The sequence below is a fragment of the Flavobacterium sp. 83 genome, assembly GCF_000744835.1.
Lineage (GTDB): Bacteria > Bacteroidota > Bacteroidia > Flavobacteriales > Flavobacteriaceae > Flavobacterium.
On sequence record NZ_JQMS01000001.1, the window covers coordinates 2,375,611 to 2,392,382 of the forward strand.

General features: G+C 34.4%; 14 protein-coding genes and 1 tRNA gene. 8 read left to right on the forward strand and 7 right to left on the reverse strand.

The window, feature by feature from the left end; translation table 11 throughout:
* Positions 1-33 precede the first annotated feature (33 nt).
* From rhaT to T410_RS10510, 8 genes are all read left to right on the forward strand, one after another.
* Positions 34-1,083, forward strand: coding sequence for an L-rhamnose/proton symporter RhaT (rhaT, locus tag T410_RS10475; protein WP_035671401.1), 1,050 nt, complete (start codon positions 34-36; stop codon positions 1,081-1,083).
* Between the two features lie 46 nt (positions 1,084-1,129).
* Complete coding sequence (locus T410_RS10480; protein WP_035671403.1) at positions 1,130-3,271, forward strand: bifunctional rhamnulose-1-phosphate aldolase/short-chain dehydrogenase; 2,142 nt, start codon at positions 1,130-1,132, stop codon at positions 3,269-3,271.
* 173 nt (positions 3,272-3,444) lie between these two features.
* Complete coding sequence (locus T410_RS10485; RefSeq protein ID WP_035671406.1) at positions 3,445-4,719, forward strand: TIM barrel protein; 1,275 nt, start codon at positions 3,445-3,447, stop codon at positions 4,717-4,719.
* 13 nt (positions 4,720-4,732) lie between these two features.
* Complete coding sequence (locus T410_RS10490; RefSeq protein WP_035671408.1) at positions 4,733-6,094, forward strand: FGGY-family carbohydrate kinase; 1,362 nt, start codon at positions 4,733-4,735, stop codon at positions 6,092-6,094.
* 1 nt (position 6,095) lies between these two features.
* Positions 6,096-6,833, forward strand: a complete 738-nt coding sequence (locus T410_RS10495) for a (Fe-S)-binding protein (RefSeq protein ID WP_035671410.1) — start codon at positions 6,096-6,098, stop codon at positions 6,831-6,833.
* Complete coding sequence (locus T410_RS10500) at positions 6,830-8,224, forward strand: lactate utilization protein B (protein ID WP_035671413.1); 1,395 nt, start codon at positions 6,830-6,832, stop codon at positions 8,222-8,224. Before T410_RS10495 ends, T410_RS10500 begins: the two co-directional genes overlap by 4 nt.
* The gene (locus tag T410_RS10505) at positions 8,217-8,804 is read left to right on the forward strand and encodes an LUD domain-containing protein (RefSeq protein ID WP_035674368.1); all 588 of its coding nucleotides are present in this window, start codon (positions 8,217-8,219) and stop codon (positions 8,802-8,804) included. Before T410_RS10500 ends, T410_RS10505 begins: the two co-directional genes overlap by 8 nt.
* Before the next feature lie 342 nt (positions 8,805-9,146).
* On the forward strand, positions 9,147-9,629 hold the full coding sequence (locus tag T410_RS10510; protein ID WP_035671416.1) for a hypothetical protein: 483 nt from the start codon (positions 9,147-9,149) through the stop codon (positions 9,627-9,629).
* A 181-nt stretch (positions 9,630-9,810) separates the two neighbouring features.
* Here the strand turns inward: T410_RS10510 and T410_RS17345 are convergent, their stop codons facing one another.
* The 7 genes from T410_RS17345 to T410_RS10540 form a co-directional block, all read right to left on the reverse strand.
* Positions 9,811-9,966, reverse strand: coding sequence for an integrase core domain-containing protein (locus T410_RS17345; protein WP_081897881.1), 156 nt, complete (start codon positions 9,964-9,966; stop codon positions 9,811-9,813).
* On the reverse strand, positions 9,945-10,094 hold the full coding sequence (locus T410_RS16745; protein ID WP_081897830.1) for a hypothetical protein: 150 nt from the start codon (positions 10,092-10,094) through the stop codon (positions 9,945-9,947). The genes T410_RS17345 and T410_RS16745 overlap by 22 nt, the downstream gene beginning before the upstream one ends.
* 694 nt (positions 10,095-10,788) lie before the next feature.
* Positions 10,789-10,873: transfer RNA gene (locus T410_RS10520), tRNA-Ser, on the reverse strand.
* A 166-nt stretch (positions 10,874-11,039) separates the two neighbouring features.
* Positions 11,040-12,173, reverse strand: a complete 1,134-nt coding sequence (gene ribB, locus T410_RS10525; RefSeq protein WP_035671418.1) for a 3,4-dihydroxy-2-butanone-4-phosphate synthase — start codon at positions 12,171-12,173, stop codon at positions 11,040-11,042.
* Positions 12,174-12,182: 9 nt separating this feature from the next.
* A complete protein-coding gene (locus T410_RS10530) occupies positions 12,183-13,616 on the reverse strand; it encodes an LptF/LptG family permease (protein ID WP_035671420.1) in 1,434 nt (477 codons plus the stop codon).
* A gap of 6 nt (positions 13,617-13,622) precedes the next feature.
* Positions 13,623-14,333 (reverse strand): outer membrane lipoprotein carrier protein LolA, encoded by a 711-nt coding sequence (locus T410_RS10535; RefSeq protein WP_369793026.1) that lies wholly within the window; start codon positions 14,331-14,333, stop codon positions 13,623-13,625.
* Positions 14,317-16,767: a DNA translocase FtsK gene (locus T410_RS10540; protein ID WP_035671423.1), complete on the reverse strand. Its 2,451-nt coding sequence runs from the start codon at positions 16,765-16,767 to the stop codon at positions 14,317-14,319. Before T410_RS10540 ends, T410_RS10535 begins: the two co-directional genes overlap by 17 nt.
* Between the last annotated feature and the right edge of the window lie 5 nt (positions 16,768-16,772).

The window sequence follows — 16,772 nt, forward strand, 5'->3', positions numbered from 1 at the left end:
CCAGAATCACTAACCATAAATTATTAATATTAAATGGAATCAATACTCGGAATTCTTTTTCACTCGATAGGAGGTTTCTCCTCAGGGAGTTTTTATATGCCTTTCAAAAAGGTAAAAGGTTGGGCTTGGGAAAGCTATTGGATCGTAGGTGGGTTTTTCTCTTGGTTGGTAGTTCCGCCAATTGCAGCCTATTTAACCATTCCTGGTTTTGCCGAAATTATTAGTGCAGCAGTTCCAACAGTAAAAGCAGTTACCTATTCTATGGGATTGATTTGGGGAATAGGAGGACTTACGTATGGTCTTGGTGTACGCTATTTGGGAATGTCATTAGGGAATTCCATTACATTGGGTTTTTGTTCTGCTTTTGGAGCATTAGTACCTTCTATTTATTATAATTTTTATCCAGTTGCAGGTAAAGTTTCTTTTACCGATATGCTTTCTAATACTGGTGGTCAAGTTGTTTTGCTAGGTGTATTGGTTTGTCTTATGGGTATTGCTATTTCTGGAAAAGCAGGAATGCTCAAAGAAGCAGATTTTGCTACGGGACATGAGGGTAAAGACAAAGATTTTAGCCTGGTAAAAGGATTGATTATAGCTGTAATATCAGGTATTCTGAGTTCGTTTTTCAATTTTGGAATAGAAGCAGGAAAACCAATGGCTGATGAGGCAGTAAGACAGGGCTTTAATCCTTTGTTCCAGAATAATGTTACTTATGTAGTGTTGCTTTGGGGTGGATTGACTACCAACTTTATTTGGTGCATGTACCTAAATTTCAAAAACAAAACTTTTGGAGATTATACAAATACTGAAACTCCAATAGCTAAAAATACTTTTTTCTCAGCCATTGCAGGTACGATGTGGTTTTTACAATTCTTCTTTTATGGAATGGGCGAAAGCAAATTGGGTAACGGAGCCAGTTCTTGGATTTTACACATGGCAACTATTATTCTAACGGCTAACTTTTGGGGATTTTATCTCAAAGAATGGTCTGGGGTGTCCAAAAAAACTTTTAGAACATTCCTTTGGGGTATCGGTCTTATCATGGCTTCAATCTTTTTGGTGGGCATTGGAAATTCACTTTAATAATCAAAAAATAAGATACTTTTTATATCACTTTTAATATAACACTATGTCAAATATAAATACAAATAACATGACTTTTCAGCACGTAAGCTACCTTTGGGATGAAGCTAAAGCTAAGGAATTAGCAGGAGATGAAGTAGCACTTTTCATTTATCGCTCTAATTTATTAGGAGCCGATTTGAGATTAACGAACTATGGAGGTGGAAACACTTCGGTAAAAATTACTGATAAAGACCCATTAACAGGAACTGATTCTGAAGTAATGTGGATCAAAGGTTCTGGTGGAGACATTGGGACATTAACAAAATCAGGTTGTGCGGCACTTTATTTAGAAAGACTTCGCAATTTGGAAAACGTATACAGAGGGATCGAATTTGAAGATGAAATGGTGGAATTATTCAATCACTGTATTTTTGACTTAGCGTCAAAAGCACCTTCAATTGATACCCCTTTACACGGTTTCTTGCCTTTCAAACATATTGATCACTTGCACCCAGATGCGGCTATTGCTATTGCTGCTGCAAAAGACGGAGCGAAAATCACCGAAGAATTATTCAACGGAGAAATCGGTTGGGTGGGATGGCAACGTCCAGGTTTCGACTTGGGTTTACAAATGCGTGCTTGTCTGGAAGAAGCGGAAGCAAAAGGAAAAAAATTAAAAGGAGTAATGTTAGGTTCTCACGGTTTGTTTACTTGGGGAGACACTTCTTATGAAAGTTATGTCAATACGCTTGAAGTAATTGAAAAATGTGCCGAATATCTGGAAAGCAACTATGGTAAAAACCGTGCTGTTTTTGGAGGTCAAAAAATAGAAAGTTTAGATGTGGCTGCACGTCAATTGAAAGCGGCTAAAGTAGCTCCGATATTACGTGGTTTCTGTTCCTCAGAGCGCAAAATGATTGGTCATTATACCGATGATGCCAGAGTATTGGAATTTATTAATTCGAATGATTTAGAGAAATTGGCTCCGCTTGGAACGTCTTGTCCAGACCATTTCTTGCGTACAAAAATTAGTCCTTTGGTATTGGAGTTAGATCCAAACGAAGATTTATCTGATGTGGAAGCAATCAAAGCAAAATTAACTCCTGCATTTGAAGCGTACCGTAAGATGTATTCAGACTATTACAATACGTGTAAGAAAGCGAATTCACCAGCGATGCGAGACCCAAATCCTGTGGTAATTTTATATCCAGGAGTTGGGATGTTCACTTTCGCAAAAGATAAAACAATGGCGCGTTTAGCATCAGAATATTACATTAATGCGGTAAACGTGATGAAAGGTGCGGAAGCTGTTTCAGAATATACTTCGTTGCCGCGTCAGGAAGCTTTTGATATTGAATATTGGTTGCTTGAAGAAGCTAAATTGCAACGTATGGCAAAACCAAAAGCGTTGTCAGGGCGAATCGCTTTGATTACAGGTTCTGCGGGCGGGATAGGTAAAGCTATCGCAAAAAGATTTGCAGAAGAAGGTGCTTGTGTAGTTATCAATGACATCAATGAGGAACGTTTAGAAGGAGCTACAGCTGATTTTATAAAAACTTTTGGTAAAGATGCCGTTTCAAGTGCTTTGCTAAACGTAACCGATGAAAAAAGTACTGAAAAAGCATTGGATGCTGCTTGTTTGGCCTTTGGAGGAGTAGATATTGTAGTAAATAATGCTGGAATCAGTATCTCAAAATCGATTGCAGAACACAGTTTAGAAGACTGGGATAAATTATATGATATCTTGGTTAAAGGGCAATTTATTGTCTCTAAAGCTGGAATAGAAGTAATGCGCAAACAAGGATTTGGTGGCGATATTGTAAACATCGTATCCAAAAATGCAGTAGTTGCAGGGCCAAATAACCCTGGTTATGGTTCCGCCAAAGCAGCTCAGGCACATTTAACACGTTTAATGGCTGCCGAATTAGGTGCTGATAAAATTCGTGTGAATACCGTAAACCCTGATGCAGTAATCTCTGATTCCAATATTTGGTCAGGTGGTTGGGCAGAAGGTCGTGCCAAAGCGTATGGCGTTACGGTAGCTGAATTGCCGGCTTACTATGCAAAACGTACGTTGTTGAATGAAATTATATTACCGGATGATATTGCTAATGCCTGTTTTGCATTTGTAGGTGGTTTGTTGAATAAATCAACAGGAAATGCCTTAAATGTTGATGGTGGAGTTGCAATGGGCTTTTATAGATAGGGTTTTTAGATGTTTGTTTTTTAGATTGATTTGTCTAACGTCCCTATATTTAGGGCGTTAGATTTGTCTAAATTTGTAAACAAGTTCTTTTAAAAATTTAAATTGTTTTAATAATATGCTTCATCCATCAACTTCTTTTAAAGAAGTTTTTTATTTACCTTAAAAAAATTACTATGTTAATTGATTCCAATAAAATAGCCTCTCACAATGAAGATTTAATAAAATCTCATACCAATAAATTGGTTTTCACTGCATCAGAAATTGGTGAAACCGAAAGTATTATCCAAAAATTAATTGATTTCCAAATCGCAATTCCATCTTGGGCTTTAGGAACAGGAGGAACTCGTTTTGGTCGTTTTCCAGGTGGAGGAGAACCACGTTCTTTAGAAGAAAAAATTGAAGATGTAGGTTTGTTACACGCTTTGAACAATGCTTCGGGTGCCATATCGTTACACATTCCTTGGGATATACCAACGGATTACCAAGCAATCAAAAACTTAGCGGCACAACACAACTTAAAATTTGATGCGGTTAATTCGAATACGTTTCAAGACCAAGCGAGTCAAGAATATTCGTATAAATTCGGTTCGTTGCAAAACGTAAATAAAGCAGTTCGTAAACAAGCGATTGCCCATAATATCGAAGTGATTCAACAAGGAATTGCTTTGGGTTCTGAATCATTAACAGTTTGGCTTGCTGACGGTTCTTGTTTTCCGGGACAATTGAATTTCCGTAAAGCCTACCAAAATACATTGGAAAGTTTAGAAGAAATTTATGCTGCATTGCCATCAAACTGGAAACTGTTTTTAGAATACAAATGCGCGGAACCTAATTTTTATTCAACTACAGTGGCTGATTGGGGACAATCGTATTCTTATGTGAAAAAATTAGGAGACAAAGCCTTCACTTTGGTTGATTTGGGTCACCATTTACCGAATGCTAATATTGAGCAAATTGTTTCTTTATTATTGATGGAAGAAAAATTAGGTGGTTTCCACTTCAATGATTCGAAATATGGCGATGATGATTTAACGGCCGGTGCATTAAAACCATACCAATTATTCTTGATTTTCAACGAATTGGTAGAAGGTATGGATGCCAGAGGAATGAATCATGCTAAAGATTTAGGTTGGATGATTGATGCTTCTCATAATGTAAAAGATCCTATGGAAGATTTATTGCAATCGGTAGAAGCCATTATGGTTGCTTATGCACAAGCACTTTCAGTTGACCGAAAAGCATTGGAAATCGCACAAAATGAAAATGATGTCGTGACTGCACAAGAGATTTTGCAAAATGCTTTCCGCACAGACGTTCGCGCCTTAGTTGCCGAAGCACGTTTGCGTTCTGGAGCTGCATTAAATCCGGTTGGTTTATACCGTGATTTAGCGGTAAGAAAGGAACTTATCAATGAAAGAGGATTCAAAACAGTAGCGACAGGCTTGTAAAAACCAATCAAAAATGAATGTAGTAGCGATTTTTGATATTGGTAAAACAAACAAAAAAGTCTTTCTGTTTAATGAAAACTATCAAATTGTTTGGGAAAGATCTGCAAATCTTGCCGAAACTGTGGATGAAGATGGTTTCCCTTGTGAAGATATTGCTGAACTCAGAAATTGGATTGTTTATCGATTGTCTGAAATAAAGGAATTAAAAGAATATGTTTTAAAAGCGATAAATTTCAGCACTTACGGAGCCAGTTTTATTTACGTGGATGAAAAGGGTAACTCTTTAACACCATTATATAATTATCTAAAACCATATCCCGAGGCGCTAAAAAATAAGTTTTATGATACATACAAAGGAGAAGAAGCTTTTGCTTTAAAAACGGCTTCTCCTGTTTTAGGAAGTTTAAATTCTGGAATGCAGATTTACCATTTGAAAGAGGAAAATCCAGATTTATTTGAGAAAGTGAAATACTGTTTGCACTTGCCACAATATTTAAGTTCTCTCTTGACCGGAAAATATTTTGCAGATATTACCAGTATCGGTTGTCATACCAATCTTTGGAATTTCAAGAAGATGAAATATCACAAATGGCTTAAGAAAGAAAATATTGCTGATAAAATTCCGCGTATTCATGATGCTGGAGATACTTTAAATATAATAGGAGATATAGCTGTAGGAGTAGGATTGCATGATAGTTCTTCAGCAATTATTCCTTATATGATAAATTTCACAGAGCCATTCGTTTTGTTGTCAACAGGAACCTGGAGTATTTCCATGAATCCTTTCAATGATACACCATTAACTTTTGATGAAATGCAATACGACTGTTTGTGTTATTTGCAATACAAAGAAAAGCCAGTAAAGGCAGCTCGCTTGTTTGCCGGTAATGAGCATGAAGTGCAAACTAAAAAATTAGCAACTCATTTTGGAGTGCCATTAGACACATATAAAGAGGTCGCTTTCAATAAAGATATTATTTCTAAATTGAGAGAAATTAACCTCAAAAATTATTCTTCAAAGGTTGATAAATATATAATTCTTCGAGAATCTCCTTTTGAAAAGAGAAATCTAAGTGATTTTAAAGATTACGAAACTGCCTATCATCAATTGATGTTGGATATAGTTGCACAGCAAATACTTTCAACTAATCTAGTGATTCATAATAGCCCTGTTAAAAAGGTATTTGTAGATGGCGGTTTTAGCAAAAACGCTATTTTTATGAATTTGCTTGCAGAAGCTTTCCCTAAAATAGAAGTATATGCCGCTTCTATGGCGCAAGCCAGCGCTCTAGGTGCTGCCTTAGCTATTCATAAAAATTGGAATCCAAAACCGATTCAAAATGATATGATTGATTTAAAATTTTACAAACATTAATATGCGAATTGGACTTTTTATACCGTGTTATGTGGACCAATTTTATCCAAAAGTGGCTATTGCAACCTATGAATTATTACAGAAATTAGGCTGTGATGTTCGTTTTCCAATGAAACAAACGTGCTGTGGACAGCCAATGGCCAATAGTGGGTACGCCCATTTGACTAAAGGTTGTGATGCTAATTTTATGGCTAATTTTGCCGAATTTGATTACATTGTTTGTCCTTCTGGAAGTTGTGTATTGCATGTGAAAGAGCATTTGCATGATGAAAATAATGAAGAACTGGCTTCTAAAATGAGAAAGCGAGTTTTTGAGTTAACCGAGTTTATCACCGATGTTTTGAAAGTGGAAACGATAGTTGGAAATTTTCCTTACAAAGTAGGAATGCATCAAAGTTGTCATGGACAACGTGGGTTGAAGCTTTCGCAAATGAGTGAATTGAATGCACCATTTTTTTCTAAACCGGAACAATTGCTAAGCAAAATAAAAGGAATTAATCTGGTTTCATTGAGTCGAAAAGATGAATGTTGTGGATTTGGGGGAACTTTTTGTGTAACCGAAGAAGCAATTTCTGTAAAAATGGGCCAGGACCGTATAAAGGACCATGAAGCCCATCAGGTAGATTACATTACTGGTGGTGATATGTCTTGTTTAATGCACTTAGAAGGTATTTTGAAAAGACAAAAAAGCCCGATACAAATTATTCACATTGCCGAAATATTAAACGCTACTGTATGAAAAACAATTTAGAACATAGCGAAGCTGCAGCAATTTTTAATAAAGATGTTAAACGGGTCGATTGGCATGATGAAACGCTTTGGTTTGTTCGTGAAAAAAGAGATAAAGCGGCGCATCAAATTCCCGAATGGGAATTACTAAGAGAAATGGCTTCAGAGATTAAGAATAATGTGCTTTCGAATATTCATGATTATTTACTTGAATTTGAATCGAATGCTCAGAAAAACGGAATCGTAGTTCATTGGGCTGCAGATGCAGAGGAACACAATAAAATAGTCCATTCCATAATGGAAAAACATGGCGTGAAGCAGATGGTGAAATCTAAATCAATGCTTACCGAAGAATGCCATTTGAATGAATATTTATCCGAAAAAGGAATTGATGTAATCGATTCAGATTTAGGAGAACGTATTGTTCAGCTTAGAAAAGAACCACCAAGTCATATTGTTTTGCCTGCGATTCACCTTAAAAAAGAAGATGTAAGTGAAACTTTTCACGAACACCTTGGAACTGAAAAAGGAAATAATGACCCACAATATTTAACCGAAGCCGCGCGATTGCACTTACGAGATACGTTCTTAACCAGAAAAGTAGCTTTGACAGGAGTTAATTTTGCCATTGCTGAAACGGGTGAAATTGTGGTTTGTACCAATGAAGGAAATGCGGATATGGGGGCGCATCTAGCTGATGTACATATTGCCTGTATGGGTTTTGAAAAAATAATTCCGCAACGCAAACATCTGAGTGTTTTTCTTAGATTATTGGCAAGAAGTGCAACCGGACAACCCATTACAACTTTTTCGAGTCATTTCAAAAAACCAAGAGACGGTAAAGAAATGCATATTGTTATTGTCGATAATGGCAGAACTACCCAATTAGGCAGGGAAGATTTCAGAAATTCATTGAAATGTATCCGTTGTGGGGCTTGTATGAATACCTGTCCCGTTTATAGACGCAGCGGGGGTCACAGTTATCATAATGCAGTAGCGGGACCTATTGGTTCTATATTGGCACCCAATCTCGACATGAATAAAAATGCCGATTTGCCTTTTGCCAGTACACTTTGCGGTTCGTGTACTAATGTTTGTCCGGTAAAAATTGATATTCATGATCAATTGTATAAATGGCGTCAGGTATTGGTAAAAGAAGGGCATGCGCCATTAGGAAAAACAATTGCGATGAATGGAATGGCAACTGTTTTAGCCAATCCAATGGTTTTTGATTTAGCTGGGAAAGTGGGTCGATTTGTAATGAAAAACATACCCGTTCTGGTTAATAACAGCCTTAATCCTTGGTATAAACAACGTGAAATGCCTGCACCACCAAACGAATCATTTAGAGAATGGTACAAGAAAAATGGTACAGAATTTAATAACAAAAACAATGAGTAGCAGAACTATTATTTTAGAAAAAATAAAACAAAACCAACCGACCGCTACCAGTGTATTACCTAATTTAGATATTTTAGGATTGGAAGCTTTTGATGTACTTGAAAAATACAAAACCGTATTGAAGGGCATTGGCGGAGACTTTCTTGAAGTCAAAGATTATGATGCTGTGATTGATTTTGTCAAAAAAAACTATGCGCTTGATAAAAGAATAATTACAACTCTTCCAGAGCTTTCTGAAATTGCTGATACTGATTGGTTTAATGATGAACCACATACATTAGAAAATGTAGAATTAACTTTAATCAAAGCACATTTTGGCGTTGCAGAGAATTCTGCTCTTTGGGTAACTGATGCTTTATTAGGACAAAGAGTTACCGCTTTTATAACACAATATTTGGCAATTGTAGTGCATAAAAAAGATATTGTTGCAACAATGCATCAAGGGTATGACCGAATCGGGGATCAAGAATATGGTTTTGGAACTTTCATAGCCGGACCTTCAAAAACAGCCGATATTGAACAATCATTAGTTTTAGGAGCTCATGGAGCAAGAGGATTAATAGTGTTTATTATGGATTGATTTTTCTGTTTTATGATAGAAATCAAATAACCATCCTATCAGAATTAAATCTTCTAAAAAAGTGATAATCTTTTAGGGGTATTTTTTAGGAATAGGCATTGTCGTAGCTGTGATTTCTTTCTGATATTCTGCTGGGCACTTTTCTTAGTATTGAAAGTTGGAATCTCTGTCATTGTACTTTCCGAAGCTAATTTATGACAGAACATTTTTAATCCTTAGTTTACTCTTTTCATCTTTCCTTTTTCTAATTATTTAATACTACAAAAACTACAATATTTCAAGTTATTTATTCGTAAATTAGCAATGGCTATTGCCACAATAATTAACTTAATATTTGCTATTATGAAAAATCTAGGCCTTTTTTGTTTCTTGCTTGCTTCTATTGGCTTCCAAAGTTGTAAAAAAAATCAAAGTGAAAAAGTTGTTGAAGGTACGCAAGTTCAGGTTGAAAAACCGGTAAGTGTTCAGTGTTATAGAGCTTTGTATCAAGAGGATACTATTGAATTAAAAATGAATACTTTAAAAAATGGAAAGATAACCGGAGATATGGTTATGAAATTTTTTAATATGCCGAAAAAGGTTGGTAAGATAGCCGGGGAATTTCGTGGAGATACATTATTTGCTAGCTATACATTTATTCAAGGAACATATGACAAAGTGACCTATAAAAATCCAATGGCATTTTTAAAGCGCGGAAATGAACTTATTTTAGGTAATGGAAAAATAGAAACGACTATGGGAGCCTCTTATTTTGTTAAAGGTGAACCTATAGATTTTGAACGTGTGAAATTTAAGTTATCAACTGTTGACTGCGAGGGTAAATAATTAAATTTACCCGAACAATATTTATAAAAACACCTGTATGAATTTGTTGTATTTTGTCAACTTTTTCACGGTTTATTTATAAAAATGACAAACTCTTACTTCTTTAAAACGATAATATTACAACTCATTTTTAATCCTGTTATTGGTTTACAATAATAGGATTTTTCATATAATAATTATTTCATAATTTTCCTGCTTTTATATTATTTTGATGAACATGATTTGGAGTTAGATTGCCGATACTCATATGTGGTCTTTCATTGTTGTATAATTGAACAACAGCACTTAATAATTCTTTAGCTTCTCCTAAATCATCTACCTGATAATCATTAAGTATTCTTCTTTTATAATACCATTTACTCTTTCTGCAATAGCATTCTCTAGAGGGTCTCCATTTTCTGTCATACTAATTCCTATGTTATTGCTTTCTAAAAGCTTTACATACATGTCGCTGCAATACTGCATTCCTCGATCAAGTATGGTGCGTGAGTTGGAAATTGCAATCTGGCCTCTTCTTTAGCCCTGAGATTGCCATTTTCAATGCTCCCATGGTTTGGGCGGCTTCCATAGTTTGTGCTTCATGATAGCCGACAACTTTTCTAGAATAGGCATCGGTTATAAAACTGATGTAAACAAATCCACTTGAGATTTTCCAAACGGTGTTTTACTTCAACTTCACGTCTGGTTAGAGAACCAGTTAAATAATCATTACATACAAATCTCTTAAATTCTTCCGAATATTTTGATTGCCATTTTGATGAATATTCCTTTGAATATCTTTCCATATTTTTACACTTTTTTGTAAACCTATTTTAGGACAAGACAGTTTCTCCGTTCTGATTTTTCTTGTCTCCTTTTAGGTAGAAGGTCACTTTTTGTTTTTTCATGTTTTACGTTTTAAATTTTCACAAACGTACTTTTGAAAGTTTACCAGCTCTAGTTATAGTTGGCAATTGTCAACTTTTGGTACATTAATTTGCGTATAGATTTATGGGGTACCAAATAGGGTACCTGTCGAATCCGATTTAAAGTGTACAATGAAATTAGGTTCCATTTTACAATTCAATTAGGTTTAACTCTTAGGTGCTGTAAAATAAGGGATTTTGTAAATAAAGGAAAGTATTGAAATGTAAAAAGCCCCTCATTGAGGGGCTTTTCGCGGAGAAAGAGGGATTCGAACCCCCGGACCTGTTACAGTCAACAGTTTTCAAGACTGCCGCATTCGACCGCTCTGCCATTTCTCCAGTATGTCGCTTTCATTACCTGATTGCGAGTGCAAATATAAGAACCTTTTTTGGTTATGCAAATGTATTTTTAGAAAAAAAGCATCTATTTTTAGGACTATTTTTTAAATGTTTCATTTTCTATGCTTTAGAAGTAATTTTTTTTTAAAAAAAATAGCAAATAGGTTTAGTACTTTACATATTCGGTTATTTCTAACCCATATCCAATCATACCGACACGTTTTGTTCCTTCAGTATTTGATACTAATCTGATTTTTGAGATGTCAATATCATGTAATATTTGAGCCCCAATTCCAAAATCTTTACTATCGATAACAATTTTAGGCGCTTTCATTTCTCCAGTTTCCTGTAGCGATTTCAATTCAGTGAGACGACTTAATAAATTAATAGATTGCATATCCTGATTAATAAATATAAAAGCCCCTTTGCCGTGCTCGTTAATGACCTTAAACATATCGTCAAGTTGTTGGTCAACATTATTTGTTAAGGTTCCCAATAAGTCATTGTTAACTTGTGAAGAATGAATTCGGGTTAAAATAGGGTCTCCTAAATTCCAATTTCCTTTTGTTAAAGCAATATGAATTTGTTTGTTAGTTGTTTGTTGGTATGCACGTAGTCTAAATGTACCAAAACGCGTATCAATGTCAAAATCTTCTTTTTTAACAATCAAACTATCGTGTTGCATGCGGTATGCTACTAAATCTTCGATAGAAACTAATTTTAAATCGAATTTTTTAGCCACTTTTACTAATTGTGGTAAGCGAGCCATAGAACCATCTTCGTTCATGATTTCTACAATTACTCCAGCTGATTTAAAACCTGCTAAACGAGCAAAATCGATCGCAGCTTCAGTATGTCCAGTTCTTCGTAATACACCACCTTGTTTAGCTATAAGCGGGAATATATGCCCTGGTCGTGCTAAATCATGTGGTTTTGTTTTTGAATCAACTAGAGATAAAATAGTTTTGGCCCTGTCGGCAGCTGATATTCCTGTAGTTACTCCGTTTCCTCTTAAATCTACTGAAACTGTAAAAGCAGTTTCCATAGGATCAGTATTATTGCTCACCATTACATGCAGTCCTAGTTCTTTACATCGGCTTTCTGTCAATGGAGCGCATATTAATCCACGACCGTGTGTAGCCATGAAATTAATCATTTCTGGTGTCACTTTTTCGGCTGCAGCCAAAAAATCTCCCTCATTCTCTCGATCTTCATCGTCAACAACAATAATAATTTTTCCTTGACGAATATCTTCAATTGCCTCTTCTATTGTATTGAGTTGTATTTTATTTGTAACCATGAGTGGTGTTTAATTTTGTGATGGAAATATTTTTTGAATTATTTTCTGAAATGGAGCCAGAATAACGTCTAAATTTATTAGTCCAATATCGTTTGTGGCTCGGTAAGACAAAAGGACAGCTAATGGTGATAGAATTATGGATGACATCCAGGCCCCTAGAAAAGGAGTCAGACCATCTTCTTGTGAAATTCTTTTACCAAAAGTGTTTATAAAATGGAATGATATGAAAATTAAAACTGCAAAAATTATAGGAAGACCAAGACCTCCCTTTCGAATAATGGCTCCTAAAGGGGCTCCAATAAAAAACATTAGAAAACAAGCAAACGAAATAACAAACTTGTCATAAAAAGCAAGCAAATGATTGTTTATGTTTTTACGTTTGTTTTTAAATTCGGTATTGCTGGCATCAATAGAATATTTTGTGCTCGCCAGGTTACTAATAGCCAGATCTAAGATTTTAGATTTTTGATCATTGTTATACAAGGAAAGAATATTGTTGGGTAGTTTTTTGCTTTTTTTAAGTTGTTGTACTTTATTGTCTTTTGGGAAGGCTATTCGCTGATTCATATTTTCTGAAAAAGAAATAACATCAGTTTTTAAGTTTTTATGCAACGAATCCAATGTGTAATTTAATTCGCTTACCGTAAGCATAGTATTGGTGTTAGCAATACTTTGGTCATTAACATCTACTTGATTTAATTTTGATAAATCAATATTGATTACATATTTTTTAAAGGAGCTTTTTGCAAATGGCATTTTACCTCGGTCCTCAAATTTTTTAGGAATTATATCTTCATAATAGTATCCGTCATTGAGTACTAATTTTAAAATATTGGATTTATCATTGCTGATTAATTCTCCATTCTTAGCTTTAATAACTGTCTTGCTGCCATCACCAAGATTTGATTTTTTGTGAATAGTGATACCAGTAAGGAAATTTCCGTTTTCTCCTGATTTTTTATTCACTTTTATATTGTAAAATCCCACATCGCTAAATTGCCCTTCTGCAATTGCCAAAGCGGGCTTAGCTTGCGCTATATTTTTTCTAAAATTGATAAATTTAAATTCAGCAAAAGGAATCACATTATTTGCAAAAAAAAACGCAATAATACTTAATAAAAGAATGAAAATAGTCAAGCTTTTCATTGCTCTTTTTAAAGAAACACCAGCTGACTTCATGGCTGCCAGTTCATAATTTTCTGATAAATCACCAAAAGTCATTATAGAAGCCAATAAAACAGATAATGGTAAAACCAAAGGAATAATTCTAGGCATTGAAAAGCCCAGAAACTTGATTACCATCATAAAATCCAGATCTTTACCAGCTAATTCAGCTATAAATAACCAAACAGTCTGAAGTATAAAAATGAAAAATAGTATTACAAATACCGTGGTAAATGTAGTAAGGAATGTTTTTAATAAGTATTTGTCAAGAATTTTCACCTATAATTAATCTAATTTATTGATGTAGTAATTTGGGTATTTACTTTCGGTAAAGGTAAATTGATTTTTTGATAAAGGTTGATTGGTTTTAAAAGAATTAACTGTTAAAGTAGTTTTCGTTCCTTTTTTACCCATTTCAATCAAATTATAAATGTGTTTAGTCTGCACATCAATACCTAATAATATTTCTTTTCTCTGATCTTTTGTATTGGTAGGAATCAATTTAATGTACTGAATTTTTCGACCCTTTACATCTTGCAACATATCCATATTGTATTTGTATCCAGAATTGAAAAAAGTTAATAATTTTGATGGTGTAATAGCATTATCGTCTTTATCATTTACTTTAGAAATGGTTATTTCTTCATCTTCAGGGACAATGGTATAGCTTTTTTTACCATCAAAAATTTTTGTAACACCCATGAAATTCAATACAAATTGATTGCCTTTCATGATTACATTTCCTTTGCTGTCTTGATTTATATTTTCTTTGGAATTATTCAAGGAATATTTAAAATCAATTACGATATTGTCATAACTTCTCACTTTTGCTGTAACTTGATCTAGAAGATCTTTTGCTTTTTTATCTTGTGCTTGTATAGAAAAACTAAAAAGTAATAAAGCGGTAATTTGAAAAAACATTTTGCTCATTCCTTTTATATTATTTTTTTTTAATGCTTGAATCGTTGATTTCATGTTGTTAATTGTTTTGTTCATTGTTGAAAAATTGATCAAGAGAACTCATGTCCAGAATATTTACACTTCGTGCTTTACTTCCTTCAAAAGGACCCACAATTCCAGCAGCTTCTAACTGATCTATTAATCGACCTGCTCTGTTGTAGCCTAATTTTAATTTTCTTTGTAACAATGAAGCGGAACCTTGTTGTGCGTTAACAATAATTTCGGCGGCTTCTCTAAACAAAGTATCTCTGTCGGAAATATCCATATCAAGATTAATGCCACTTTCCTCTCCAACAAATTCTGGGAGTAAATAAGCTGTTGCATATGCTTTCTGAGAGCCAATAAATTCGGTAATCTTTTCTACTTCTGGCGTGTCGATAAAGGCACATTGTACCCGGACAACATCATTTCCATTTGTGTAAAGCATGTCTCCTCGGCCTATTAATTGATCAGCACCCTGAGTATCTAGAATAGTCCTTGAATCAATTTTTGAGGTAACTCTAAATGCTATTCTTGCGGGGAAATTAGCTTTTATTAAACCTGTAATAACATTTACTGAGGGTCTTTGTGTTGCTATAATTAAGTGAATTCCAATGGCTCGAGCTAATTGTGCTAAACGTGCAATAGGAACTTCAACCTCTTTACCGGCAGTCATAATCAAATCGGCAAACTCATCTACTACAAGAACGATATAAGGTAAAAATCGGTGACCATTTTCGGGATTTAGTTTTCGAGCTTTAAATTTGTCGTTGTATTCTTTAATGTTACGCACCATTGCATCTTTCAATAACGAATAACGGTTATCCATTTCTACACAAAGCGAATTCAAAGTATTGACTACTTTTGCATTATCAGTAATAATAGCATCATCCATGTCAGGAAGTTTCGCTAAATAATGTCTTTCAATTTTATTAAATAATGTAAGCTCTACTTTTTTAGGATCTACCAATACAAATTTAACTTCAGCTGGATGTTTTTTGTACAAAAGTGAAGTCAGAACAGCATTCAATCCAACAGATTTTCCTTGACCTGTTGCTCCCGCCATTAAAAGGTGAGGCATTTTGGCTAAATCTACTACGAAAGTTTCATTCGAAATGGTTTTTCCAAGTGCAATAGGCAATTCCATTTCGGCTTCTTGAAATTTGGCTGAACCAATAACACTTTTCATAGAAACCATGGTAGGATTCTTATTAGGAACCTCGATTCCTATTGTTCCTTTTCCGGGAATAGGCGCGATGATACGAATGCCTAATGCCGAAAGTGACAAAGCAATATCATCCTCTAAACTTTTGATTTTAGAAATACGAATTCCTGCTTCCGGTACAATTTCATACAAGGTAACTGATGGCCCAACTGTCGCTTTTATTTGTGCAATTTCAATTTTGTAATTGCGCAATGTGTCAACAATTCTGTTTTTATTTTCTTCTAATTCTTCCTGATTAATGGTAATTCCTCCCGTTGAATATTCTTTCAATAAGTCTAAAGTAGGAAATTTATAATTGGACAAATCCAAAGTTGGATCAAATAGTCCAAAATCAGCCACTAATCGAGATGCCAAGTTTTCCTCAATAATATCTTCTTCTGGAGCAGTTTCAATTACGAAAGTATCTGCCTGATTTGAAATAATTTCGGGAGTAGCAACAGGTGTAACTTCCATTGCAATTGGCTTTACAACTGGATCTCTGTTAATGTCAGATGAGTTACTTATAGTGGGTTTCAACGCTTCTTTGTTGATTTCAAATTGAGAGCCATTTGTTTTTAAATGTATCTCATCTATTTCCTCTTCTTCAACTGCAAATTCTTCTAAATTATAGACACTGTTTTTAGTACTATTTAAAGGGATAGTCGCTAAATCAGCATTGATTTCTTTTTTTGTATTGTCAAAAAAAGAGTGGATTTTTTCAGGTGAAATTTTAATTTTGAAAATTACATAGATGATTAATCCAAACAACAAAATCAATAATGTTCCCGTTTTTCCGATGTAGTCCTGCAAAAATAAATTCAGTTCATATCCTATTGTTCCGCCTAATTCAGGAATTGAAGTCGCAAAAAAACCAAATAAAACAGATAGAATGATGATTACAAATAAATCCCAAAACCAAATATTTTTTAGTTTTCTTAAGGAAATACCAAGAACCATGTATATTCCCGAAAGGAAAAATAAACGGACAAATATAAATGCAGCAAGTCCAAATCCTTTATAAACAATCAAGTCAGCTAAAAAAGCACCAAATTTACCGAGCCAATTGTGAACAGTTTCGGTTCTGTTAGTCAGTTCATCAACAGCACTTTGGTCCTGTTGGCCATAAATATAAAAGGAAATGAATGCAAATAATAAAGCAATTGAAAATAATACCAAAAGAGAACCCAGAACAATTTTATGTTGTTTGTTTACTCTCCAGGTATTATTTTCTTCAGATTTAGAATCTTTTTTTTTGTCTAAAGGTGCTGTTTTAATTGTTTTTGCCATTCTTG

Excerpts from the sequence above, each read along its gene's own strand:
- rhaT (WP_035671401.1), top strand. The coding sequence starts at position 34 with ATGGAATCAATACTCGGAATTCTTTTTCACTCGATAGGAGGTTTCTCC.
- T410_RS10480 (WP_035671403.1), top strand. The coding sequence starts at position 1,130 with ATGTCAAATATAAATACAAATAACATGACTTTTCAGCACGTAAGCTAC.
- T410_RS10485 (WP_035671406.1), top strand. The coding sequence starts at position 3,445 with ATGTTAATTGATTCCAATAAAATAGCCTCTCACAATGAAGATTTAATA.
- T410_RS10490 (WP_035671408.1), top strand. The coding sequence starts at position 4,733 with ATGAATGTAGTAGCGATTTTTGATATTGGTAAAACAAACAAAAAAGTC.
- T410_RS10495 (WP_035671410.1), top strand. The coding sequence starts at position 6,096 with ATGCGAATTGGACTTTTTATACCGTGTTATGTGGACCAATTTTATCCA.
- T410_RS10500 (WP_035671413.1), top strand. The coding sequence starts at position 6,830 with ATGAAAAACAATTTAGAACATAGCGAAGCTGCAGCAATTTTTAATAAA.
- T410_RS10505 (WP_035674368.1), top strand. The coding sequence starts at position 8,217 with ATGAGTAGCAGAACTATTATTTTAGAAAAAATAAAACAAAACCAACCG.
- T410_RS10510 (WP_035671416.1), top strand. The coding sequence starts at position 9,147 with ATGAAAAATCTAGGCCTTTTTTGTTTCTTGCTTGCTTCTATTGGCTTC.
- T410_RS16745 (WP_081897830.1), bottom strand. The coding sequence starts at position 10,094 with ATGCAGTATTGCAGCGACATGTATGTAAAGCTTTTAGAAAGCAATAAC.
- ribB (WP_035671418.1), bottom strand. The coding sequence starts at position 12,173 with ATGGTTACAAATAAAATACAACTCAATACAATAGAAGAGGCAATTGAA.
- T410_RS10535 (WP_369793026.1), bottom strand. The coding sequence starts at position 14,333 with ATGAACAAAACAATTAACAACATGAAATCAACGATTCAAGCATTAAAA.
- T410_RS10540 (WP_035671423.1), bottom strand. The coding sequence starts at position 16,767 with ATGGCAAAAACAATTAAAACAGCACCTTTAGACAAAAAAAAAGATTCT.